The sequence below is a fragment of the Azospirillum sp. A23 genome (assembly GCF_042938965.1).
Lineage (GTDB): Bacteria > Pseudomonadota > Alphaproteobacteria > Azospirillales > Azospirillaceae > Azospirillum > Azospirillum melinis.
The window spans coordinates 1,638,021-1,661,224 of the sequence record NZ_CP170667.1; the positions used below are offsets into that span (position 1 = coordinate 1,638,021).

Annotated in this window: 17 protein-coding genes; 9 read left to right on the forward strand and 8 right to left on the reverse strand. The window is 70.4% G+C overall.

The genetic code is table 11. The annotated features are described in order from the left end of the window. Nucleotides 1-6 precede the first annotated feature (6 nt). The 3 genes from pdxA to lptG all read right to left on the reverse strand — a co-directional run bounded on the left by pdxA (nt 7) and on the right by lptG (nt 3,781). Nucleotides 7-1,035 carry a 4-hydroxythreonine-4-phosphate dehydrogenase PdxA gene (pdxA, locus tag ABNQ40_RS25115; protein WP_391347664.1) on the reverse strand — a complete coding sequence of 343 codons (1,029 nt, stop codon included), beginning with the start codon at nt 1,033-1,035 and terminating at the stop codon, nt 7-9. Beyond that, a complete protein-coding gene (locus ABNQ40_RS25120) occupies nt 1,032-2,492 on the reverse strand; it encodes a peptidylprolyl isomerase (protein ID WP_391347667.1) in 1,461 nt (486 codons plus the stop codon). Before ABNQ40_RS25120 ends, pdxA begins: the two co-directional genes overlap by 4 nt. Before the next feature lie 194 nt (nt 2,493-2,686). Next, nucleotides 2,687-3,781 carry an LPS export ABC transporter permease LptG gene (lptG, locus tag ABNQ40_RS25125; RefSeq protein ID WP_109047418.1) on the reverse strand — a complete coding sequence of 365 codons (1,095 nt, stop codon included), beginning with the start codon at nt 3,779-3,781 and terminating at the stop codon, nt 2,687-2,689. Between the two features lie 303 nt (nt 3,782-4,084). Between lptG and ABNQ40_RS25130 the strand changes: the two genes are divergently transcribed. Together ABNQ40_RS25130 and guaA are read left to right on the forward strand one after the other, a co-directional pair. Next, nucleotides 4,085-4,663 (forward strand): GNAT family N-acetyltransferase, encoded by a 579-nt coding sequence (locus ABNQ40_RS25130; RefSeq protein WP_109047417.1) that lies wholly within the window; start codon nt 4,085-4,087, stop codon nt 4,661-4,663. 37 nt (nt 4,664-4,700) lie between these two features. Further along, nucleotides 4,701-6,269, forward strand: a complete 1,569-nt coding sequence (gene guaA / locus ABNQ40_RS25135; RefSeq protein WP_098740118.1) for a glutamine-hydrolyzing GMP synthase — start codon at nt 4,701-4,703, stop codon at nt 6,267-6,269. Nucleotides 6,270-6,736: 467 nt separating this feature from the next. Here guaA and ABNQ40_RS25140 read toward each other — a convergent pair whose 3' ends face one another. Next, nucleotides 6,737-7,858: a lytic transglycosylase domain-containing protein gene (locus ABNQ40_RS25140; RefSeq protein WP_247879482.1), complete on the reverse strand. Its 1,122-nt coding sequence runs from the start codon at nt 7,856-7,858 to the stop codon at nt 6,737-6,739. Between the two features lie 345 nt (nt 7,859-8,203). On the opposite strand from ABNQ40_RS25140, the gene ABNQ40_RS25145 reads away from it, so the two are divergent. Together ABNQ40_RS25145 and ABNQ40_RS25150 are read left to right on the forward strand one after the other, a co-directional pair. Then, nucleotides 8,204-9,430, forward strand: coding sequence for an efflux RND transporter periplasmic adaptor subunit (locus ABNQ40_RS25145; RefSeq protein WP_109047415.1), 1,227 nt, complete (start codon nt 8,204-8,206; stop codon nt 9,428-9,430). A 19-nt stretch (nt 9,431-9,449) separates the two neighbouring features. Next, the gene (locus ABNQ40_RS25150; RefSeq protein WP_109047414.1) at nt 9,450-12,575 is read left to right on the forward strand and encodes an efflux RND transporter permease subunit; all 3,126 of its coding nucleotides are present in this window, start codon (nt 9,450-9,452) and stop codon (nt 12,573-12,575) included. A 3-nt stretch (nt 12,576-12,578) separates the two neighbouring features. On the opposite strand, the gene ABNQ40_RS25155 is transcribed toward ABNQ40_RS25150, so the two are convergent. Beyond that, a complete protein-coding gene (locus tag ABNQ40_RS25155; protein ID WP_109047413.1) occupies nt 12,579-13,661 on the reverse strand; it encodes a patatin-like phospholipase family protein in 1,083 nt (360 codons plus the stop codon). 158 nt (nt 13,662-13,819) lie between these two features. Between ABNQ40_RS25155 and ABNQ40_RS25160 the strand changes: the two genes are divergently transcribed. The 4 genes from ABNQ40_RS25160 (at nt 13,820) to ABNQ40_RS25175 (ending at nt 18,667) form a co-directional block, all read left to right on the forward strand. Continuing rightward, a complete protein-coding gene (locus tag ABNQ40_RS25160; RefSeq protein ID WP_109047412.1) occupies nt 13,820-14,629 on the forward strand; it encodes an RNA methyltransferase in 810 nt (269 codons plus the stop codon). Beyond that, nucleotides 14,626-16,842, forward strand: a complete 2,217-nt coding sequence (locus ABNQ40_RS25165; protein WP_247879481.1) for a helicase-related protein — start codon at nt 14,626-14,628, stop codon at nt 16,840-16,842. The genes ABNQ40_RS25160 and ABNQ40_RS25165 overlap by 4 nt, the downstream gene beginning before the upstream one ends. Before the next feature lie 240 nt (nt 16,843-17,082). Then, complete coding sequence (locus ABNQ40_RS25170) at nt 17,083-18,378, forward strand: Nramp family divalent metal transporter (protein WP_109047411.1); 1,296 nt, start codon at nt 17,083-17,085, stop codon at nt 18,376-18,378. Between the two features lie 76 nt (nt 18,379-18,454). Then, complete coding sequence (locus tag ABNQ40_RS25175; protein ID WP_109047410.1) at nt 18,455-18,667, forward strand: SlyX family protein; 213 nt, start codon at nt 18,455-18,457, stop codon at nt 18,665-18,667. A 16-nt stretch (nt 18,668-18,683) separates the two neighbouring features. On the opposite strand, the gene ABNQ40_RS25180 is transcribed toward ABNQ40_RS25175, so the two are convergent. Together ABNQ40_RS25180 and ABNQ40_RS25185 are read right to left on the reverse strand one after the other, a co-directional pair. Further along, the gene (locus ABNQ40_RS25180) at nt 18,684-20,276 is read right to left on the reverse strand and encodes a multicopper oxidase family protein (protein ID WP_109047409.1); all 1,593 of its coding nucleotides are present in this window, start codon (nt 20,274-20,276) and stop codon (nt 18,684-18,686) included. Between the two features lie 71 nt (nt 20,277-20,347). Further along, nucleotides 20,348-20,680 carry a hypothetical protein gene (locus ABNQ40_RS25185; protein WP_158285522.1) on the reverse strand — a complete coding sequence of 111 codons (333 nt, stop codon included), beginning with the start codon at nt 20,678-20,680 and terminating at the stop codon, nt 20,348-20,350. Nucleotides 20,681-20,914: 234 nt separating this feature from the next. Here ABNQ40_RS25185 and ABNQ40_RS25190 point away from each other — a divergent pair, with 234 nt between their 5' ends. After that, entirely contained in the window at nt 20,915-21,139 is a 225-nt protein-coding gene (locus ABNQ40_RS25190) for a hypothetical protein (RefSeq protein WP_109047407.1), read from the forward strand. Between the two features lie 5 nt (nt 21,140-21,144). Here ABNQ40_RS25190 and pbpC read toward each other — a convergent pair whose 3' ends face one another. Then, nucleotides 21,145-23,178 carry a penicillin-binding protein 1C gene (gene pbpC, locus ABNQ40_RS25195; protein ID WP_247879480.1) on the reverse strand — a complete coding sequence of 678 codons (2,034 nt, stop codon included), beginning with the start codon at nt 23,176-23,178 and terminating at the stop codon, nt 21,145-21,147. Nucleotides 23,179-23,204: the final 26 nt, after the last annotated feature.

The following is a 23,204-nucleotide window of genomic DNA, read 5'->3' on the forward strand; positions in this document are numbered from 1 at the left end:
GCGGCCTTAAGGACCGGCTGTCCGTTGCCGGTTCCGCGCCATCCGGTCGGCCGTCTTCAACGCCGCGATCAGGCTGGTCGCGTTGGCCTTGCCGGTGCCCGCAATGTCCAGCGCCGTCCCATGGTCGGGAGAGGTGCGGACGAAGGGCAGGCCCAGCGTGATGTTCACCCCGCCGTCGAAATCCACCGTCTTCACCGGGATCAGCGCCTGGTCGTGGTACATGCACAGCGCCGCGTCATAACCGCGCCGCGCGGCGGCATGGAACATGGTGTCGGGCGGACGCGGGCCGGACACATCGATGCCGTCGGCGCGCAGCGTCGCGATGGCGGGCTCGATGATGTCGATCTCCTCACGCCCCATCGCCCCGCCCTCCCCCGCATGCGGGTTCAGGCCGGCGACGGCCAGCCGCGGACGGTCGATGCCGAAGTCGCGCGCCAGCGACGCCGCGGTGACCCGGCCGGCATGGACGATGGCTTCGGTGGTCAGCTGGTTCACCGCGTCGCGCACCGACACATGGATGGTCACCGGCACCACCCGCAGATCGGCCGCGGCCAGCATCATGATCGGCTCGTCGGTCAGTCCGGCGAGGTGGGCCAGATACTCGGTGTGGCCGGGATGGCGGAAACCGGCGGCATAGAGCGACGATTTCTGGATCGGGTTGGTGACCACGGCCGCGGCCTGCCCACCCTGCACCAGCGCCACGGCACGGTCGATGCTGGCGATCACCGCGGCACCGTTGGCCGGATCGGGCCGGCCGGCGACAACCGGGTTGCCGAGCGCGACCGGCAGCACCGGCAGGGCGCGGCCGAACAGCGCCGCCCCCTCCTGCGAAGACGTGACGGCCTGCACCGGCACCGGCAGCCCGAGCGAAGTCGCCAGCGCGGCCAGCCTCGCGGGGTCGTCCAGAATGACGAAGGGTCGCAGGCCGGCCTCGTCGCGGGCCAGCCACGCTTTCAAGCCGATCTCCCCGCCGACGCCGGCCGGCTCCCCCATGGTCAGGGCCAGCGGCAGGTCGTTCGGCGGGGCGGCGGTCACAGGCGGGTCTCGATGAAGGCGGTGCGGCGCAGGTCGCGCAGGTAACGGCGCGACAGCAGTTCCGCCCGTTCGCTGACCAGTTCGCGCTCGATCTCGTCGCGGCCGGGCAGCTTGGCCTCCTGGATGGGAGTCGGGACCGGCGGCGGCGGAGGGGCCGGCTGGGCTTCCGGCGGCGGCTGGATCATCGGCATGTCGCGCTTGCAGACGATCAGGATCACCGCGGCGGCCGGGCTCATCAGCACAGGGCTGGCCTGACCGAGCGGGATGCCGAGCGCGAGGTTCTGCAGGCCGGGAGCCATGTCCTTGACCCGCATGGTGCCCATGTCGCCCGATTCCGGCATGCCGGTCTCCCTGGCGCGGGCCTGGAAATCGGAGCAGCTCTTGATCGACTTGCGCAGCTTTTCAGCCTGTTCCTTGACGGACTTGGCCTGTTCCTTCGATTCGATCGGGAGAATGATCTGCTTCATGTTGACCGTGGCCTTGGCCACGTCCGGCCGCGGCTGCGGACGGGGTGCGGCCGGCCGGGCGACCGGCATCGGCGTCTCGCCGCCGCTGCTGCCGAACGGCCGCTGACCGCGCACCAGCAGGACGTGGTAGCCGGTCGCCGTGCGGACCGGCGACGACAGCTGGCCGCCGCGCATGCCAGACAGCGCCTTGTCCACCTCCGGCGACAGCTCGCCGCTGCGCACCCAGCCCAGGTCGCCACCCGACGCGGCACCGGCGGACTGCGAGAACTGGCGGGCGAGCGCCGCGAAATTGCCGCCGCGCTTCACCTCCTCCACCAGACGCTCGGCGTTGCGGCGCACCTCGTCGTCCTGGTCGGGGCTGTCCACCGCCAGGAAGATCTCAGCGACCAGATATTCGGGCTTGCCGATGTTGGCCTTCAACCGCTCCATCGCGGCATCGACCTCGTCCTCGCCGACCACGACCTCCTGGCGGATGCGGCGCTGCATCACCTTCTGCCAGGCGAGCAGGGCGCGGATCTGGTCCTTCAGGGTGGAATAGGGCACGTTCTGGCGCTTCAGCATCTCCTGAAGCTGCTGGCCGTTCATCCGGTTCTGCTCGGCGATGCGCTTGACGGCATCGTCGATCTCCGACGCCGACACGGTGACGCCCTGGCGCTTGGCCTCCTGCATCTGCAGGCGCTCGTCGATCAGCAGGCGCATCACCTGCGGCATCAGCCGCTGGGTCGTCTCCGGGTTGGCGGCGGCACCGGCGTTCAGCAGCGCCATCCGGATGCGGGCATTGACGTCCGAAACCGAAACGACCTCGTCATTCACCACCGCAGCGATGCCTTCCGACCCCGGCGCGCGGGCCTGACGCGTGCTCTCGTCCCCCGTCCGCGGCGCGGCGGCGCCGGCGGCAGCCTTGCTGGACTGCGCCACGGCGGGCATGGCCAGAAGCGCACAGGCGGTCGCCACGGCGACGGTGGTCCGGACGGCTCGCAAACTCGACATGCTGCTCAAGCTCCAAAAACGGGTCGCCCGTTATTACGGTGGGGCCGGTGCCCCTGGCAAACGGAATCGGCCCCTGCAATCCAGTGCTAAACCAAGTGGGCGGAATTATGACCGATGGCGATAACCGCCCGCTTTGCGGCGAATGGTCCCACCCCGCCATCCCTTCCCGGCGTCCCTTCCCGGCGGCCGTCCCGTCAACCGTCCTCCAGATGCAGAAGGGCGGCGATGCCCAGCAGCAGGCTGATGCCGGCGGGGCTCCAGGCGGCCATGAGGATGGGAATGGTCTCCGACATGCCGAAGGTGCGGACCACGTCGGTCATCACGAACAACACGAAGCCGGTCAGCACGCCGCCGGTGACCATCGCCATGGTGCCGCCGCGGCGCGGCAGCCGCAGCGAGAAGGCGGCGGCGAACAGCACCATCGCCAGGAACAGGAAGGGCTGGGCCAGCAGCGACTGGTAATGCAGCCGGTGGCGCACGGCCGGGAAACCGGTGGTCTCCAGTGTGTGGATGAAGCGCGGCAGCTCCCAGAAGGAGATGGTCTCCGGCGGGGCGAAGCTCTCCTCGATGGTCGCCATGTCCAGTTCGGTCGGGATGGTGTAGCTGTCCAGCTTCTCCGGGTCCTTCTTGGCCCGGTTCAGGATCGCCTCCTGCAATTCCCACTTGCGGTCCTTCAGCACGGCGCTGGGCGCATCGACGCGGCCCAGATAGTTCTGGTCGGCGTCGAACAGGAAGACGATGACGTTCGACAGCTCGAAGGTCACCGGGTTCACCAGCTCCGAATGGATGAAGAACTGCTCATTCTCGTTGGTCTGGCGCAGCCACAGGCCGGAGCGCGAGATGTTCAGCGTGCTGGACTGGAGTTTGAGATAGCGGTCCTGCAACTGCTCGTACTTGGCGATGAACACGGCGCCGACCGGGTTGATCAGCGTCACCTTCACCACACCGATGGCGGCGGCGGCGAACATCACCGGCATGAGGAACTGCCAGGCCGACACGCCCACCGCGCGGGCAACCACCAGCTCGGCGCTGCGCGTCAGCCGCCAAAAGGTGAACATGCCCGCGAACAGGACGACGAAGGGGAAGATCTGCTGCCCGATCTCCGGCAGCTTCAGCAGCGCCATCTCCACCACCAGCCCGAAGGTGACGTGGGGCTTGGTGCCGGCGCGGCGCAGAAGCTCCACCGTGTCCAGCAGCAGCACGATGGCGAGCAGGATCACCATCAGCAGGCAGAACCACACGACGAACTGCCGCCCGATGTAGCGGGAAAGCGTAGGCGAGGAATACATGCGGTGTCCGGTCTCCGGAGCCCCGTCCGCAGCGCCGCCATGGCGCCTGGGACGGACTGGCGCGGCCCCGACCGATAAGGATCGGTGCGGGCCCCCGCCGGAACGAGTCCCGCTGTTTACCTCTGTTGCGCCGCGATGACAACCGGAGCCGAAACCGAAGCCGAGGCGGGAGGCGCAGCGGGAGCCGAGGCCGGGCGCCAACAAGCCTATCGACGGCGTCGTGCGTCTCCCTCCTTTTCCGTCTGGACTTCCTGCACCGGCACTCCAAACTGTTGGAGAGAGGCTGCACGGGAGGGTCGGTCGATGACGGACACCACGGTCGCAATCCGCCAGGCACGCGGGTCGGACGCCGCCGGCATGGCCCGCGTCCATGTGCAAAGCTGGCGCTCCACCTATCCCGGGCTGATCCCGGCGCAGTTCCTGGTCAACCTGTCCGAGCCGCCCGCCGCCCAGCGCTGGGCAGCCATCGCCGAGACGCGCGGCCCCGGCCAGGGCGCCTTCGTCGCGGTGGATGTCACCGGCCGGATCGCCGGTCCCGGCACCATCGTCGGCATCGCCTCCTTCGGCACGCGGCGGGTCACGGTGGAGGGGCATGCGGGCGAGTTCCACGCGCTTTATTTGCTAGACGACGCAAAGGGTTACGGCATTGGGCGGCGGCTGATGGCGGCGATGGCCGACCAGTTCCTGGCCGCCGGCATCCGCTCCGCGGCGGTCTGGTGCCTGCGCGACAACCCGTCGCGCTGGTTCTATGAAAGGTTGGGCGGGATCAAGGTGGCGGAACGGCCGATCCGCTTCGCCAACAGCGATCTGGTGGAAATCGCTTATGGCTGGCGCGATCTGACGCCGCTTGCACGCTTGTCGGCGGGGCCGGAGGTGCGGTAGTGAGGGGACTTGAGTCCCCACGCATCAGGATTCGCCGATGTCCAGCGCCGCCTCCCTTTCCGCCGAACGCGTTCTCATTCTCGATTTCGGGTCGCAGGTGACCCAGCTCATCGCCCGCCGTGTGCGCGAGAGCGGTGTCTATTGCGAAATCCACCCCTTCGGCATGAGCGACGAGCGCATCCGCGACTACGATCCGAAGGCGATCATCCTGTCGGGCAGCCCGGCCTCCGTCACCGAGGCGAACGGCCCGCGCGCGCCGCAGGCGGTGTTCGACCTGAAGGTTCCGGTTCTCGGCATCTGCTACGGCCAGCAGACGATGTGCCACCAGCTGGGCGGCACCGTGTCCGGGTCAGACCACCGCGAGTTCGGCCGCGCCTTCATCGAGATCAAGGAGCCCTGCGCCCTATTCGACGGGCTGTGGGACATCGGGTCGAAGGAACAGGTGTGGATGAGCCACGGCGACCGCGTCACCGCGCTGCCGCCCGGCTTCCGCGCCGTGGCGGTCAGCGACGGCGCGCCCTTCGCCGCCATCGCCGACGACCAGCGCCGCCTGTACGGCGTGCAGTTCCACCCGGAGGTGGTCCACACCCCGCACGGCGCCCAGCTGCTGGCGAACTTCGTCCACCGCGTCGCCGGCATCGAGGGCGACTGGACGATGGCCGCCTTCAAGCAACAGGCCATCGAGAAGATCCGCGCCCAGGTCGGCACCGGCAAGGTGATCTGCGGCCTGTCGGGCGGCGTCGATTCGTCGGTCGCGGCCGTGCTGATCCACGAGGCCATCGGCGACCAGCTGACCTGCATCTTCGTCGACACCGGCCTGATGCGCGCCGGCGAGTCGGAAGAGGTCGTGCGGCTGTTCCGCGACCACTACAACATCCCGCTGGTCCACCGCGAGGCGGCCGACCTGTTCCTGGGCAAGCTGGCCGGCGTCACCGACCCGGAGCAGAAGCGCAAGATCATCGGCGGCCTGTTCATCGAGGTCTTCGACGAGGAGAGCGCCAAGGTCGGCGGTGCGGAGTTCCTGGCCCAGGGCACGCTCTACCCCGACGTGATCGAGAGCGTTTCCTTCACCGGCGGCCCGTCGGTCACCATCAAGTCGCACCACAATGTCGGCGGCCTGCCGGAGCGGATGAAGCTCAAGCTGGTCGAGCCGCTGCGCGAACTGTTCAAGGACGAGGTGCGCGCCTTGGGCCGCGAACTCGGCCTGCCGCCGGCCTTCATCGGCCGCCATCCCTTCCCCGGTCCGGGCCTCGCCATCCGCATCCCCGGCGAGATCACCCCGGAGAAGCTGGAGATCCTGCGCAAGGCCGACACGGTCTATCTGGAGGAAATCCGCAACGCCGGCCTCTACGACGCGATCTGGCAGGCCTTCGCCGTGCTGCTGCCGGTCCGCACCGTCGGTGTGATGGGCGACGGCCGCACCTACGACCATGTGCTGGCCCTGCGCGCGGTGACCTCCACCGACGGCATGACCGCCGACTGGTACCCCTTCCCCCACGACTTCCTGGCGCGCGTGTCCAACCGCATCGTCAACGAGGTCCGCGGCGTCAACCGCGTCGTCTACGACATCACGTCGAAGCCGCCGGGGACGATTGAGTGGGAGTGAGGCGAGTGGGAATGAGGCGGGCGGAAGGGCATCGCCGGTGAAAGACGAAGGGGCGGGAAACCGCCCCTTTTCTTTTGTCTGCCCGGATGTCGTTCAGAACAACGATTCGACTGTCTGCGTTTTGGGGCCGCGCCGCTTACCGCGCGCTGGCTTGAGGGAGGCCGGAAGCAGGCCTTCCCGCTGCGCGCACAGGTCGTGCCAAACATGGCCCGGACGCTCCGGCGTCCAGTACATGGGTTCGCCGAGCAGCACCTCTTCGCCGCAGCAGGCGCAGGGAGGGTATGGGCTGGATGTGTGTTCGGACCGGTCCATTCCACCGTTATGCCAGCGGCGAGGCGATCCGTAAGTGATGCGGATCAAATCGGACCGCAAGGCTGCAAAAAATAGTTTCGCTCAAGCTGGGCAAGGAGACAGCGGCGGTCCCACCCCTCGACAGCAGGGGAACGGGACCGCGCGGCCTTATCCCGTCAACGCACGTCGGCCAGTGCGACGCAGGCACGGTCGCGGCCGGCGAGGCTGCCGCAGCCGTCGGCGCGCTGGGAGACGAAGCGCATCACCACGCGCTCGCCCTTGCCGACCGACTGCGGCGGCAACAGCGCCTCGGCGACCTGGGTGGTGAATTGCGGGCTGACGCGGTGCGTCGTCGCGGGCGCCGGGTCGAGGCTGGCGACCTGCACCGGCCTCGCCGGAGCCACCGCGGGCGCGGGAGCTGGGACAGGAGCGGGCGCGGGTTCGGGCAGCGACGCCACCACCACCGGAGCGGGCGCCGGTTCGACGGCCTTCGGCTCAGCCGGACGCGGCTCCATCCGCCGCGGCTCGACGGCACGGGATTCGGGTGCGCGGGATTCGGGCGCACGGGTTTCCAGAGCGGCGGAGGCGACGACGACCGGCGCCGGCTCCGACTGCTGCGGGGCCGGAGCCGTGGCGGGGGCCGACGGCTGGCCGTTGCGCGGCTTCGGCGCATCGTCCGGGACCACCGCGATCTCGATGGCCGAAGCTCCGGCCGCCAGCGACGGCTCGCGCGGGCCGGTGCCGCGCAGCACCGGGGTCAGCGCCGCCAGATACATCTTCGTCTCGCGCGGCAGCCGCTGCTTGCCGGCCAGATGCTGCGCGTAGCAGGCCGGGCCGCAATTGTAGGCGGCCAGGAAACCGGGGGCGCCGAACAGGTCGTACATCTCGCGCAGATACGCGGTGCCGGCCATGATGTTCTCGTGCGGGTCGGACGGATCGGAGCCCAGCCCATACTTCGCCCGCATCAGCTCATAGGTGCCGGGCATCACCTGCATCAGGCCGATGGCCCCGGCGGAGCTGGTCAGAACCTTGCCGCTGTTGGTCGTCGCCCGGCCATTGCTCTCGCGCATCATCACCGCGCGGATCCATTTCTCCGGCATGTCGTACCGCTTGGAGGCCTCGCGGATGTGCGGGACCCAGCGGGACAGCGGGTCGTTCGGATCCGGGACATAGGCCGCAGATTCGACCGGCGGAGCCGTCTGCACCTGCGGTGCATCGGAAGCGCAGCCGGCCAGACCGAGAGCCAGGCACAGCATTGCTCCGGCGGCGTGGATCGTCGCGAGGTTTCGTTTGACCACGAGGGGATTTCCGTGCTGTTGGCGCAGGCGGGACAAAAGATGGATCGCTTTTCAATGTATAGCCCACGCCTGTCAAGCGACATCACGGCCGTTTCTTGAATCCTGTCCCGAAGATGCCTCAAAAATGCCCGATTTATCCCTTGCGAAGAGGTCGGCAATTAGGATTTTTGGCAAATGTCCCTATGCCAATCTTCGCTCTCCGTCCGGACATCACCATGCAGTCACAAGGCGCGACAACGGGAACCTTGACGGAACATCCACGCCACCCCTAATGGAGGGCGCCGGCCGCCCCCTCAACCGACGCCGCTCCGATCGGACAGGCCCGGCCGAACTGGATCGACGATCATGACCGCCCCTCAACGGACCTTCCCGCCGGCACCGCAGCCGCAGATACAGCCTGGGCGGCCCGCGCCGCAGGAGGACGCCCCGCCCCGCCCGCGCCGGAGGGCCGGCCGGCTGCTGGCGATCCTGCTGGTCCTTCTTGTGGCGGGCGGCGGTGTTGCCCTGTGGCGCGCCCGCAATCCGGCGGCGCCCTCCCCCACCCCGGCCGGCCCGGCGGCGGGCCGGGCGGCGGAGCGCCCGGTGGAGCTGACCGCGCTGGAGGTCACGGCCGTGGCTCCACGCGCGCTGAGGGAGACGGTCCGGCTCAGCGGCTCGGTCTCACCGATGGAACAGTCGGCGGTGAAGGCGGAGGTCGCCGCACGGCTGGCCGAGGTGGCGGTGCGCGAGGGGCAGGCGGTCCGCCGCGGCGACGTGCTGGCCCGCTTCGACACGGTGGAGCTGACCGCCCGCCTGAACGAGAAGCAGGCCAATCTGGAAGGCGCGCGGGCCCAACTGGTGCTGGCCGAAAAGACGCTGACCAAGAACCGCACGCTGAACCGCAGCAACATCGTCTCCGACACCAGCCTGGATCAGGCCGAAAGCAGCTTCGGTTTCCAGCGCGCCCAGGTCGATGCGCTGGCGGCGCAGGTCGAACTGGCGCGCAAGGCCCTGCGCGACGCGGTGGTGCTCAGCCCCATCGACGGCATGGTCGCCACCCGCTCCGTCAATCCGGGGGAAAATCTGGCGGTGAATGCCGCCATGTTCACATTGGTCGACCTGTCGCGGGTCGAGGTCGAGGCGACCGTCCCGGCGGAGCAGGTGGCCCGGCTCGCCGTCGGCCAGACCGCCAGCCTGCGGGTGGAGGGCTTCGGCGAGCGGGAGTTCGCCGGCGGCGTCGCCCGCATCAACCCGATGGCACGGGCGGGATCGCGCGCCATCCCGGTCTATGTGACCATCGACAATCGCGACGGCGCGCTGCGCGGCGGCATGTTCGCCAGCGGCGACGTTCTGGTGGCGCAGGCGACGGGTGCCATCGCCGTGCCGCCGGTCGCCGTCCGCCATGACGAGCAGGGCGACTTCGTCCTCGCGATTGCGGACGGCCATACCGTGCGCCGCCCGGTCACGCGGGTGGCGCTGTGGGCGCGCGGCGATCTGGTGCAGGTGGAAGGCTTGGCGCCGGGCGACCGCGTCGTCACCGGCAACCTGCCCGGCCTGACCGCCGGACGCAGCGTCTCGATAGCCGGCACCTGACCCGGACGGACCAGCCGCCATGCCGATCACCCGCATCAGCGTCGACAACCCGGTCTTCGCCACCATGATGATGGTGGCGCTGATGGTGCTCGGCCTCTTCTCCTACAACCGGCTGGGCGTCGACCTGTTTCCCGACGTCGATTTCCCGGTGGTGGTGGTCAGCACCGCCTATCCCGGCGCCAGCCCGGAGACGGTGGAGACCGACATCACCCGGCCGGTCGAGGATGCGATCAACACCATCGCCGGCATCAAGACGCTGACCTCGCGCTCCTACGAGGGGCAGTCGGTGGTGATCGCCGAGTTCGACCTGAAGACCTCGTCGGTCCAGGCGTTGCAGGACGTGCGCGAGAAGGTCTCCGCCATCCGCGCCACCTTCCGCGACGAGGTGAAGGACCCGCAGATCACCCGCTTCAACCCGGACGACCAGCCGATCCTGTCCATCGCCGTCACCTCCGACCTGCGCAGCTTGCGCGACCTCACCACGCTGACCGACCAGATCATCCTGAAACGCTTGCAGAATGTCCGCGGCGTCGGCAAGGCCACCATCGCCGGCGGGGTGAAGCGGCAGATCCTGGTGCGGCTGAAGCCGGAAAAGCTGGAGGCGCTGACCATCGGCGTCGACGAGGTGATCGCCACCGTCACCGGCGAGAACCAGGACGTGCCCGCCGGCACCGTCTCCGGCCAGGGGCGGGAGCGCGTGGTGCAGGTGGAGGGGCGCGTGCGCAACCCGCGCGACCTCCTGGACCTGATCGTCGCGCGGCGCGGCAACAGCCCGGTGCGCCTCGCCCAGGTCGCCGAGGTGATCGACGGGCAGGAGGAACAGGACTCCGCAGCCCTGCTGAACGGCAACCCGGCGCTGGCGGTCGATGTGGTGAAGGTCCAGGGCGCCAACACGGTGGAGGTCGCCCGCGGCCTGCATACGGCGATCCAGGATCTGCGGACCAACGGCTCCCTGCCGGCGGACGTGACGCTGGCGGTGGTGCGCGACAGCTCGCGCGGCATCACCAACTCGCTCAGCAACGTGCAGGAAACGCTGGTCGAGGGCGGCATCCTGACCATCCTGATCGTCATGGTGTTCCTGGGATCCTGGCGCAGCACGGTCATCACCGCCCTGACCCTGCCGGTCGCCGTGCTCGGGACCTTCGGCATGCTGGCGGCGATGGGCTTCACGCTGAACATGATGACGCTGATGGCGCTGTCGCTCGCCATCGGCATCCTGATCGACGACGCCATCGTGGTGCGCGAGAACATCATGCGCCACCTCGCCCGCGGCCAGGGCCACCGTCAGGCGGCATTGGACGGCACGGCGGAGATCGGGCTGGCGGTGCTGGCGACCACGCTGACCATCGTCGCGGTGTTCCTGCCGGTCGCCTTCATGGGCGGCATCATCGGCCGCTTCTTCCTGCAATTCGGCATCACCGTCTCGGCGGCGGTGCTGATCTCGCTGTTCGTGTCCTTCACGCTCGACCCCATGCTGTCCAGCATCTGGTACGACCCGGCCGCCCACGGCCACCACGGCCGCTCGATCTTCGGCCGCTTCGCGGCCTGGTTCGGGCGCGGTTTCGATGCGCTCTCGCACGGCTATGGCCGGCTGCTGCGCTGGGGCCTGCGCCGGCGCTGGGTGGTGGTGGTCGTGGCGCTGGCGATCTTCTTCGGCAGCTTCCTGCTGGTGCCGCGCATCGGCGTGGAGTTCGTCCCCGCCGCCGACCTCGGCGAGCAGATCGTCGAGGTGGAATCCCCCGTCGGCTCGTCGCTCGCCACCACCACCGCCAAGACCAGACAGGTGGAGGCGGCGATCCGCGAGTTCCCGGAGATCGCCTACACCTACAGCACCGTCAACACCGGTGTCTCCATCGGCCACAACCGCGGCAGCATCTATCTGCGCTACACCCCCATCGACCAGCGCAAGCGCTCGCCCAACGACTTGGCACCGCTGCTGCGGCAGCGGCTGTCGGCCATCCCCGGCGTCACCATCGGCATCGCCATCCCCGGCGTCGGCGGCGTGCAGAAGCAGATCCAGGTCTCGGTGCAGGGCCGCGACATCGCCGAGCTGGACCGGCTGTCGCAGACCGTCATCGGCGCCATGCGCGCCATCCCCGGCTTCGTCGACGTCGACAGCACGTTGAAGGCGGCCAAACCGACCCTGGCGGTCCGGCTGGAGCGCGACCTCGCCAGCGACCTCGGCATCGGCACCGCCAAGGTGGCCGACACGCTGCGCCCGCTGTTCGCCGGCGACACGGTGTCGAGCTGGAAGGCGCCGGACGGCGAGAGCTACGACGTGCTGGTCCGCCTGCCCGAAGGCGACCGCGCCGGCCGCGCCGACCTCGACCGCATCCATTTCTCCGGCGGGGTCGACGCAAACGGCACGCCGAGGATGATCCCGCTGTCCCAGGTGGCGGAGGTGGTGACGACGCTCGGCGCCTCGCAGATCAACCGGCGCGACCTGCAACGCGAGGTGAATGTCCAGGCCAACGTCCAGGGCCGCGCCGCCGGCGATGCCGGCCGCGATTTGCAGGCGGCGCTGGCGAAGATCGAGCTGCCGCCCGGCTACCGCATCGTCTTCGGCGGCTCGACCAAGGACATCGCGGAGACCAGCGGCTATGCCATGCAGGCTTTGGCGCTTGCCATCATCCTGATCTACCTGATCCTGGCCTCGCAGTTCGGCAGCTTCCTGCAACCGCTCGCCATCATGGCCTCGCTGCCGCTGTCGCTGGTCGGCGTGTTCCTGGGGCTGCTGACGGCAGGGTCGACGCTGAACATCTTCAGCGCCATCGGCTTCATCATGCTGATGGGTCTGGTGACCAAGAACGCCATCCTGCTGGTCGATTTCGCCAACCAGGCGCGCAAGCGCGGCGCCGGCCTGCACGATGCGCTGGTCGAGGCCGGCATCATCCGCCTGCGCCCCATCGTGATGACCACCGCCGCGATGATCTTCGGCATGCTGCCGCTGGCGCTCGGCATCGGCGAGGGGGCGCAGCAGCGCGCACCGATGGCCCATGCGGTGATCGGCGGGCTCTTGTCCTCCACCATCCTGACGCTGCTGGTGGTGCCGGTGGCGCTGACCTATCTCGACGGGCTGTCGCGCCGGATGAAACGCTGGTTCGCCCACGCAGACCCCGACGCCCAACAGCATCCGGCAGAGTGAGGGTCAGGCCAGGGCCGGGGTCCGCACCGAGCTGCCGACGCCGACGGCCCGCATGTTCTCCTCGACCCAGCGCCCCGCCGCCTCTCGCCCGGCGTCGCGCAGCCAGTTGAGGAAGCTCCAGTCGGTCATCAGCTTCGAATAGAGCCCCAGATCCTGCAAATGCTCGTCGGCGCCGATCAGGTGCAGGCGCGGGGCGTCGCTGCGGGCGGACAGGCAGCGCATCTCCTGCAACAGCGCGGCGTTGAAGGTGATCTGGTTGAGGCGGGCGGCGATGCCGGCCGGATCCTCCGGCGTGGTGGAGCAGGTGAAGGGGTTGATCGTCACCACCATCAGGTCGGCGCCGGGACAGGCCGCCGCCAGCGGCGACAGCGGCGGGTTGGCGAGATAGCCGCCGTCCCAATAATCCTGGCCGTCGATCCGCACGGCGCGGAACAGGCTCGGCAGGCAGGCCGAGGCCAGCAGGTGATCGACCTCCAGCTCCGTCTCGTCGAACAGCCGCAGGGCTCCGGTCTGCACATTGGTGGCGCTGACGAACAGCCGCAGCCCGCTCCGCCGGATCAGCTCCGGTTCGACCATCTCGGCCAGCAGGCCGCGCAGCGGGTGGAAATCGGCCGATTGCGTCCGATAGGGGCTGACCCAGCGCCGCGCCCAGTCCACCAGATGGGTTCCCGGCGCATGGTCGACGTTCCAGCGGCCGAGCAGCCGGTCGGTCACGCTCGGCCGGATCGGCCCCAGCCGCCCGGCGGCGCTGACCCGCTCCCAGAAATTCGCCAGCTCCGCCCGCGCGCCCGCGCACCCGCCCCGTGCCCAGCCCTGGGCCAGCATGGCGGCGTTCATCGCCCCGGCGCTGGCGCCGCTGACGCCGACCAGCCGGATATCCTCCTCCAGCAGCCGGTCGAGCACGCCCCAGGTGAAGGCGCCATGCGCACCGCCGCCCTGCAACGCCAGCGCCAGCGTCGGCCTGGGCGGCGGCAGGGCCAGCATCGGTTCCGGCCCCGACAGTTCCAGCGGTTCCGCGGGGCACGTGCGCGGCGCAGTCGTCGCCTTGCCGCGCATGCGGTTCCACAGCGTTCGGATCATGGTCATGGCCGGCACGTCTCCAAATGCTTATGCTGCACCGCAACATGAGCAGGGACTTCCGCATCGGCAAGGGGGTATGCCCATGGAGGCAGGCAGGGAACGGCATTGGAAACCCGCCCCCACATGCACTAAGTAGGCGAACACTCCAGACGCCGAGCCGCCCTGTGCCAGCCATCATCCCGATCACCGATCCCGAAGACCCGCGCATCGAGCCTTACCGCGACGTGCGGGAGCGCGATCTCGTCGGCCGTGACGGGCTGTTCATTGCCGAGGGGGCGGTGGTGGTGCGCAGCCTCGTGCAGTCAAACCGATACCGCGCCCGCTCGCTGCTGATCGCCGAGAAGCGGCTGGCGGCTCTGGAGCCGATGCTGGCCGCCCTGCCGGCGGACACCCCCGTCTACACCGCGACCCAGCCCGTGCTGGACCGCATCGCCGGCTTCCCCCTGCATCGCGGCATCCTGGCGGTGGGGGAGAAGACCGGTGTCCCCAGCGTGGCCGACCTGCTGGACGCCTGCGGTACGCCCGCCCGCGTCGTCATGCTGTTCGGCATCGGCAACCACGACAATATGGGCGGCATCTTCCGCAACGCCACCGCCTTCGGCGCCGATGCGGTGATCCTCGATTCCGGCTGCTGCGACCCGCTCTACCGCAAGGCGATCCGCGTTTCGGTCGGGGCGACCCTGCTGGTGCCGACGGCGAGGCTCGGCATCGACGAGGACCCGCTCGCCCTGCTCGACCGCTTCGGCTTCGAGGCGGTGGCGCTCAGCCCCACCGGTGCCGAGACGCTGGCCGCCCTCACCCCGCCGCGCCGCGCCGCCCTGCTGTTCGGTTCGGAAGGGCCGGGCCTGCCGCCCGCCCTGCTGGCCCGCGCCCGCAGCGTCCGTATCCCGATGGCCGGCGATTTCGATTCCCTCAACGTGGCGACCACCAGCGGCATCGTGCTGCACCACATCGCTTCCGGACAGGTGCCATGACAGACGACGCCATGACAGACGATACCGGCATGCCGGCCGCCGACCCGCATCTGGTCCACGACCTCGCCGTCGCCCATCCGGAGGTGACGACGCTGGGGGCGGCCGGCCTGCTGCGGATGACCGACGCCGAGACGCGCGGGCTGGTGCCGCTCGGCCTGCCGCTGCCGAAGGGCAAGCGCGACCTGCTGGTTCCGGCGGAGCGGCGCGAGGCCATCCTGCTGGAGATCACCGGCCGCATCGACCGCGCCCACCGCCGCGACGCGCTGCTGGCCCAGGGCCGCAGGGCGCTGGCCGGCAGCCACACGGCGCTGCTGTCCTGCGAGGACCGCACCCGCGTCCGCGCCGTGCGCAGCGACGAGTTGCCCTGGCCCGGCCTGTCCCCGGCGATCCGCCTGCACGTCTCCCGGACCTTCGACGCGCTGGAGCTGTCGGACCTGTCCGATGCCGAGCTGTCGGCCCGGCTGGACCATGACCCGGCCCTGCACGCCGCGCTGGACAACGCCCTGTCGCGCATCGCCGCCCGGCTGCGCGATCTGGCGGACCGGGCCGGCGACGACCCGGATTGGGGCTTCGCCAGCCTCGCCGAGCGGCTGGGCAAGGCCGCCCGCAACCGCAGCGACGCCGACGAGCTGCTCGACCGCTGGGACCGCGAGTACGACCAGTGGCGCCGCGACCGGGCGGAAGCGCGCGGCCGGCTCTATGTCGACCGCCATTTCGACTTCTCCCGCTTCGAACGGCTGTTCCCGGTGGCGCGCGGCATGAACCGCCGTCTGGTGCTGGTGATCGGCCCGACCAACTCGGGCAAGACGCACCGCGCCATCACGGCGCTGCGTGAGGCCCGCGACGGCGTCTATCTGGCGCCCTTGCGCCTGCTGGCGCTGGAGGTGATGGAGCGGCTGAACGGCGAGGGCACTCCCACCACGCTGATCACCGGCGAGGAGGAAATCCGCACCCCCGGCGCCCGCCACACCGCCTCCACCATCGAGGTGATGGACCCGGACCGGCCGGTCGAGGTCGCGGTGATCGACGAGATCCAGATGCTGGCCGACCCGGCGCGCGGCTGGGCCTGGACCGCCGCCCTGATGGGCGTCCCGGCGGAGAGCGTCTATATCCTCGGCGCGCCGGAGGTCCGTCCGCTGGTGGAGCGTGCCGCCACCCATCTCGGCGAACCGCTGGAGGTGGTGGAGCTTGAGCGCAAGACCCCGCTGTCGATGCTCGACCGCCGGCTGGAGTGGGCGGAGGTGGAGCGCGGCGACGCGCTGATCGCCTTCTCCCGCCGCGAGGTCCACAGCGTCCGTGATACGCTGCTGGCCCAGGGGCTGTCGGTCGCCGCCATCTATGGCGCGCTGGCCCCGGCGGTGCGGCGGCGCGAGGCGGCGCGCTTCCTGGCCGGCGAGGCCGATGTGGTGGTGGCGACCGACGCCATCGGCATGGGGCTGAACCTGCCCTGCCGCCGCGTGCTGTTCACCGCGCTGGAGAAGTTCGACGGCAGCAGCGTCCGTCCGCTGAGCGCGACGGAGGTGAAGCAGATCGCCGGCCGCGCCGGCCGCTTCGGCCAGTTCGAGGAGGGGCATTTCGGCGTCATCGCCCGCGGCACCCCCGCCGCGCTGAAGCGCCTGCTGGAAGCGCCCGACCGTCGGCTGCGCGCCGACGCCCCCCTGCCCGTCCGCCCGACCCGCGCCATGCTGGCCCGCCTCGCCAGCCACATCGACAGCGCCGAGACCCGGCTGCTGGTGGAATGCTTCGGCAGCGCCGCAACATCCGGCTCCCCCTTCCGGCTGGCCGACCTGTCGGCGCTGCGCCGGGCCGCACCGATGCTGGACGCCCGCCGGCTGGCGCTCGCCGCCAAACTCGACCTGCTGCTCGCCCCCGCCGATCTGGAGGATGCGGAGGATGCCAAGGTCTTCGCCGCCATCCTCGACGCGGTGGAGGCCGGAGAGAGGCTGCCGCTCGGCCGGCTGATCCCGGCGCGGCTCGACGGGCTGGCCGCCGATGTGCTGGAGGCGGCATCGCGCGCCTGCGACCTCTATTTCTGGGCGTCGCGCAAGTTCCCGGACGCCCTGCCCGACCGCGACCGGGTGCGCAGCGCCCGCGATGCCATCGGCCAACGCCTGTCCGAAGCGTTGGCCTCCCGCGCCCGCCGCCGCGAGCCGCCGCCGTCCTCCGGCTTCCGCGGCGCCCCGCGCAAGCGCTTCGGGCCGCACCGCCGCTGACGGAGGGGGATTGACGGAGGGGGATTGGTTCCCGGCGAAATTCGCCCGCATGGCACTGCTGCACTGCGAACGAAGTGGCCGCACTGCTGTTCTGAACTGGACCCGACTTGGCTCGGCCCCCATATCAATAGCGAGTGCCTATCGGAACGTTAGAAAACGTCGATTGGACGCTATCGAAAGGCCCTGCCATTGTTGCATCGGTGGCCAAGCCTCTGGCCGTCCCGTTCAGGAGCAACCGGCGTGAAGACCGCATCCCCCACCATCGCCGAAACTGTCGCCACCCCCACCCGCACTCCTGCGGTGGGGCGCCGGTTCTGGACCATGCTCGGCCCCGGCTTCGTGGTGGCGGTCGGCTACATGGATCCGGGCAACTGGGCGACGGACATCGCGGCGGGCTCCAGCTTCGGTTTCGCCCTGTTGTCGGCGGTGCTGATCGCCAGTCTGGCCGGCATCTTCCTGCAGGGGCTGATCGTCCGGCTGACGCTGGCGACCGGCACCGATCTGGCCCGGCTGATCCGCCAGCGCTTCCCGCGGCCGGTGGCGATGCTGGTGTGGGCGGTGTCGGAACTGGCGATGATCGCCACCGATCTGGCCGAGCTGCTGGGCAGCGCCATCGCGCTGAAGCTGCTGTTCGGCATCCCGATCATGGCCGGGGTGGTGATCTCCGCCGTGCTGACCTTCGGCATCCTGGCCCTGCCCGGCGCCCGCGGCCGCGCGCCCGAACTGGTGGTCGGCGCACTGATGAGCGTGGTCGTCGTCTGCTTCGCCTGGGAGCTGGCAATCGCCCGCCCCGACCCCGCCGCCCTGCTGGCCGGCCTGGTGCCGAGCGTCGAACTGGCCCGCAATCCGGAGATGCTGTACCTGTCGCTGGGCATCATCGGCGCCACCGTCATGCCGCACAACCTGTTCCTGCACTCCGGTCTGGTGCAGACGAGGCTGGCCGAAGTGAAGACGGCGGAGGAGCGGCGGCAGGCCGCCCGCTGGCTGACCATCGACCTGTCGACCGCGCTGGCGCTGGCCGGTCTGGTCAACGGCGCCATCCTGGCGGTCGCCGCCGTGGCCTTCCAGGGAGCGGCTGCCGGCGCCTCCCCCGGCATCGAGGACGCCCACGCCCTGCTGGGCAGCAGCATCGGCGGTGTCGCCGCCCTGGTCTTCGCCATCGCCCTGCTGGCTGCCGGCCAAAGCTCCACCACCACCGGCACGATGGCCGGGCAGATGGTGACGGAGGGTTTCCTGAACCTGCGGCTGCGCCCGGTCACCCGTGCGCTGATCACACGCGGCGCCTCGCTGATCCCGGCGCTGGCGGTGCTGGGCAGCGCCGGCGATCGCGCGGTGGACGGGCTGCTGGTGCTGAGTCAGGTGGTGCTGGCCCTGACCCTGCCCTTCATCCTGATCCCGATGCTGTTGCTGCTGCGCAACGACAAGCTGATGGGCGGGCTGGCGATGGCGCCGCTGACCCTGCGGCTGGCGAGCCTGACCGTGCTGGTGCTGACCGGCCTGTCCGGCTGGCTGGCCGGCACCACGGCGATGGTATGAGCGGAAAGGCACCTCGACCCGGAGCGGGGAATGGTCCATCTTGCGGCCCATTCCCCGTTTTCCCAGCTGGTGCCTTATGGATTCCGCCCTCGAACAACGCCTCGCCGACTTGGAAAGCCGCCTCGCCCATCACGAGCGCATGGCGGAGGAGATGTCGGAGGTCATCTTCGCCCAGGGCCAGACCATCGACCGCCTGACCGCCCAGATGAGGCGCATGCGCGACCGGGTGGAGGCGGCGGAATACGCCATCGCCTCCCCGCAGGACGACCGGCCGCCGCCGCATTATTGACGGCATGGGGGCTCCCTCACCCCACCCCCTCGTAGACCACCTCCGTCATCATCCCCGTCGCCATGTGCAGCAGGTTGTGGCAGTGCAGCGGCCAGCGGCCGGGGTTGTCGGCGTCGAAGGCGACGGTGACGCTGCCCATCATCGGCACCAGGACGGTGTCGCGCACCGCCCCCGCCACCGGCCGGCCGTTTATCGCCACCACCTGGAAGTGATGGCCGTGCAGGTGCATGGGATGCGCCATCATCGACGCATTCTCGAAGGTCAACTCCACCCGCTGACCCTGGCGGACCGTCAGCGGCCGGTGCGCCCCGAAGGTCAGGCCATCCAGGCTCCAGACATAGGGCGCCATCGAGCCGGTCATCTGCATCCGCCGCGTCAGGTCGGCCGCGCGTGCCGCCAGCGGCGTGACGGCGACCAGCTGCTTTTCCAGAGACAGGTCGAGCGGATCGGTCTGGGTCTCCCCGGCCGCCGCGACCTTCTCCACCGCAGCGCCGGGAGTGGCGAGGATGATGCCGGTGCGCTGCACCGCCCCCTCGCGCAGAGCCAGGATCGGGAAGGCGCCACCCTCGGCCGGCACCGTCAGGCGGATGTCCAGCCGCTGGCCCATGCTCATGGCGAAGCGGCTGCCGGCAACCGGCTGCACCGGGTTGCCGTCGGCGGCGATCACCTGCCCGCTCAGCCGCCCGAGGTCGAGATGGAAAGCGGTCGAGGTGGCGCCGTTGATGATGCGCAGCCGCACCCGTCCGTCCCGCTCCACCCGCACCACCTCCGGGTCGGCGAGCGTGCGGTCGTTGGCGAGATAGGCGTCGTACTCGACATCGTTCAGGTCCATAGCCATGCCGCCGGCCATGCCGCTCATGCCATGCCCGGAACCATGCGCCGCCGGCCCGTGATCCATTGAGCCATGGTTCATGGCGCCGCCGGCCATTGAGCCGTGGTTCATCGCACCGTGATTCATGGCTCCATGGTCCATCGAGCCATTGCCCATGGAGCCGTGATCCATCTGGCCATGGTCCATCTGGCCGTGCCCGCCATGGGCCATTCCGCCGGCCGGCGCGCCCAGGGAGGCCAGCAGCTCCGTCGGGTCGCGGAAGGTGAAGTCGTGCAGCAGGATTGTCACCTCCTGCTCGTCGGCGCGCAGGTCCTCGGCGCTGCGGACCACCAGCGGCGCTGCCATCAGAAGCTGTTCCTGCATCCCGTGGTGGGAGTGCATCCAATGGGTTCCGGTGCGCGGCGCGAAGTCGTAGCGGACCGACTCGCCGTCGCGGATCGCCGGGCGATTGTTGTCAATGACACCGTCCTGGACATAGGGCGGCGTCTGGCCGTGCCAGTGAATGACCGCATCCTCCCCCGCCCGGTTGGCGAGGTCGACCACGAAGCGCCGGCCGGGGTCGAGGGTCAGCCCCGGGGTGCCGCCGGGCTGACGGATGCCGAACACGCTGGCCGCCTTGCCGTTCACGTCGAGCGTGCGGCGGTCGACGGTCAGGCGGACCGCATCCTCGACCGAGCTGGCAGCGAAAACGGAGCGGGGAAAGGCGGGAAGCAGGGCGGCACAGCCGCCGGCAACCGCCGTCGACAGCAGACGGCGGCGCGAAAGCGCGAGAGTCATGACGGACTCCGAATGATCGGGGGAACAGGGAACGGAGAATGGCGCCGCCGAAGCCCGGCGGCGCGCCGGCATCATCCCAGCCGCGGCGGCGGCAGGTCGGGCCGTACCCCCAGCCCTTCACGCAGCGGCCCGGTCGCCCAACGCAACCGCAGCCCCGAAGACCCGGCCGGGGTCGTCAGGCCGGCGCTCGGCAAACCGACGACCATGGGCGCGCAGGCCATGCCGGCGCAGCAGGGCTGCGTCGCGTGATGCGTCCGGCCCGGCACGGGGCGGCCGTGATCCATCCCGCCCGAGTCGGCGGCAGGCGACACGCCATGCGCCGCGACGGCGGCCGGCGCGTCATGCGGACAGGAGGCGGCTGCATCCCCAGACCACAGCAGCAGGCCGAGCATCACGAGAACCAACGCTCCCGCGACACCGCTCAACCTCCGCATCCAGTCGGCGACGCGCATCGGCACCGCACCGCTCCCGCTTGTTGTCAGCCTTTTCAAATAGGCCCTCGGTCGAAGGCGGTCAACCGCATCGGACCGCCGGACAGGGCCTCTACCCATTCAGTCCTAGGCGTTTTCCCGAGCATGGAACTGCAACACACCGCCCCTATATTGGCCGTCACCCGAAACCAACAAAACATTCCCGAGATGTCCGCCCCCGCCCGTCCGGCCACCACCCCGCACACCGCAACTCCGCAAACCGCCGCCCGCCAGCTGCATTGCGCCTGCTGCGGCCGTCCCTTCGTCCGCCCGTCCACGCGGGGGCCGGCGCCGCTCTATTGCTCGGAGGATTGCCAGAAGCAGATGCGCGTCCGCACGCGGGTGTGGAGCCGGCGCGACGACTCCCCCTTCGGCCTGCGCCGCGCGTCTTAACGCCTTCAGCGAATCTCGACGGTCGCGCTGTCGCTGCGGCCGTCGGCGTCCAGCACGGTGACCCGCACCACCCCCGGCCCGTCCGGGCGCCACACCACGTCGCGCGCAATCGGTGACTGGGCGATGCGCCGCCCGTCGATCAGCCAGGACAGCGGGCGCCGCCCGCCGGCGGCGGTCAGGGTCAGCGGCTCCCCCTTGCCATCCGGCCCCAGCGCCTCCAGCACCATGTCGCTGACCGGGAAGGTCAGGCGCAGCCGGTCGGTCTGGCGCGGGCCGGCCAGTTCGACCTCCCCCGGCCGCAGGTGGCGCAGCAGCTCCGGCGGCGCCTCGTTCCTGACCGGGCCGGCGGGACGGCCGCGCTCGGCCGGCAGCCGGTCGAAGACCTCGAACAGCAGCGGGGCGGCGGTGTTGCGGCCGTAATGGTCGGGGCTGGGCGTGCCGTCCGGCCGCCCGACCCACACGCCGACCGTATAGCGCCCGGTGACGCCGAAGGCCCAGGCGTCGCGGAAGCCGTAGCTGGTGCCGGTCTTCAGCGCCACCGGCCCGCTGCCGCGCAGTTCCTGCGCCTGCACCACCCCCGGCGGCGGCGGCGAGCCTTCCAGGATGGCGCGGACCTGCTGCGCCGCGGTGGCTGACAGCAGCCGCTGCTCCGCCCCGCCGGGCTCGTCCAGCCTGGCGCGCAAGGGCGCCACCAGCCCGTCGCGCGCCAGCCCGCTATAGAGCGTCGTCATGTCCCACAGGCTGATCGACGCCCCGCCCAGCGCCACCGGCAATCCCGGCAGCGTCGTGCCGCCCGGCAGCACCAGCCGGGATCCTGCCTTGCGCAGGGCTTCGGCGAAGCGCAGCGGCCCGACGCGGTCGAGCACCAGCACCGCCGGCACGTTCAGCGAGCGCTGCAATGCCTCCATGACCGTCAGGTCGCCGGTGAAGCTGCGGTCGAAATTGCGCGGCGCCCAGTCGCCGAAGCGGGTGGAGACGTCGGCGATCTGGGTCAGCGGGTGGATGATGCCGTCGTCGAAGCCCAGCCCATAGATGAAGGGCTTCAGCGCCGATCCGGGCGAGCGCACCGCCCGCACCATGTCGATGGGCCCCTGCCGCGTCTCGTCCAGCGCGTTGGGGCTGCCGAGATAGGCCAGGACGGAGCGGTCGCGGTTGTCCACCACCAGCACCGCCAGCCCGGCCTGCGGGTTCAGCGTCTCCGCCGCCCGCCGGCCCAGCGCCTCGACCGCCTGTTGCAGGGTGCCGTCGATGGTGGTGGCGATCTCCGCCCGTCCAGGGTTGGCGCTGCGCAGCCGGTCGGCCAGATGCGGGGCGGAGGCCGGCAGGGACAGGCGGGCCGAGGGAACCGGCAGCGACTTCGCCTCCGCCACCGCCTTGGGCGACAGCGCGCTCGCCTCCGCCACCCGGTCCAGCACCTTGTCGCGGGCAGCCTGCGCCCGCTCCGGATAGCGGTCGGGGCGCAGGTGGGAGGGCGATTGCGGCAGCGAGACCAGCAGCGCCGCCTCCGCCGCGTCCAGCTCGGCCGGTGCCTTGCCCAGCAGCATCAGCGAGGCGGCGCGGATGCCCTCGATGTTCCCGCCATAGGGGGCGAGCGTCAGATACATGCCGAGGATGTCGCGCTTGCTGTAGCGCCATTCCAGCTGCGCCGCCCGCGCCGCCTCGATCAGCTTGGCGCCGAAGGTGCGCGGCCGCGGCTCCAGCAGGCGGGCGACCTGCATGGTGATGGTGGAGGCGCCGGAAACCACCCGCCCCGCCCCCAGATTCTGCCCCGCGGCGCGCAGCACCGCCAGCGGATCGACGCCGGCATGGCTTTCAAAGCGCCGGTCCTCATAGGCCAGCAGCAGCTCGACGAACAGCGGCGAGACATCGTCCACCGTCGCCGGCAGCCGCCACGCGCCGGCCCCATTGGTGAAGACGCGCAGCGGCTGGCCCTTGCGGTCGGTGACCGTCACCGACAGGTCGGCCAGCCGGTCCAGCGGCGGCGGGAACAGCCAATCGAGCAGCAGCGCCGTCCCCATCAGGACGGCGACGCCGGCCACCGCCACCCCCGCCCGTCTTACCCAAA

Excerpts from the sequence above, each read along its gene's own strand:
- ABNQ40_RS25130 (WP_109047417.1), top strand. The coding sequence starts at position 4,085 with ATGACGGACACCACGGTCGCAATCCGCCAGGCACGCGGGTCGGACGCC.
- guaA (WP_098740118.1), top strand. The coding sequence starts at position 4,701 with ATGTCCAGCGCCGCCTCCCTTTCCGCCGAACGCGTTCTCATTCTCGAT.
- ABNQ40_RS25175 (WP_109047410.1), top strand. The coding sequence starts at position 18,455 with ATGGATTCCGCCCTCGAACAACGCCTCGCCGACTTGGAAAGCCGCCTC.
- ABNQ40_RS25120 (WP_391347667.1), bottom strand. The coding sequence starts at position 2,492 with ATGTCGAGTTTGCGAGCCGTCCGGACCACCGTCGCCGTGGCGACCGCC.
- ABNQ40_RS25190 (WP_109047407.1), top strand. The coding sequence starts at position 20,915 with ATGTCCGCCCCCGCCCGTCCGGCCACCACCCCGCACACCGCAACTCCG.
- lptG (WP_109047418.1), bottom strand. The coding sequence starts at position 3,781 with ATGTATTCCTCGCCTACGCTTTCCCGCTACATCGGGCGGCAGTTCGTC.
- ABNQ40_RS25150 (WP_109047414.1), top strand. The coding sequence starts at position 9,450 with ATGCCGATCACCCGCATCAGCGTCGACAACCCGGTCTTCGCCACCATG.
- ABNQ40_RS25180 (WP_109047409.1), bottom strand. The coding sequence starts at position 20,276 with ATGACTCTCGCGCTTTCGCGCCGCCGTCTGCTGTCGACGGCGGTTGCC.
- ABNQ40_RS25165 (WP_247879481.1), top strand. The coding sequence starts at position 14,626 with ATGACAGACGACGCCATGACAGACGATACCGGCATGCCGGCCGCCGAC.
- ABNQ40_RS25145 (WP_109047415.1), top strand. The coding sequence starts at position 8,204 with ATGACCGCCCCTCAACGGACCTTCCCGCCGGCACCGCAGCCGCAGATA.
- ABNQ40_RS25155 (WP_109047413.1), bottom strand. The coding sequence starts at position 13,661 with ATGACCATGATCCGAACGCTGTGGAACCGCATGCGCGGCAAGGCGACG.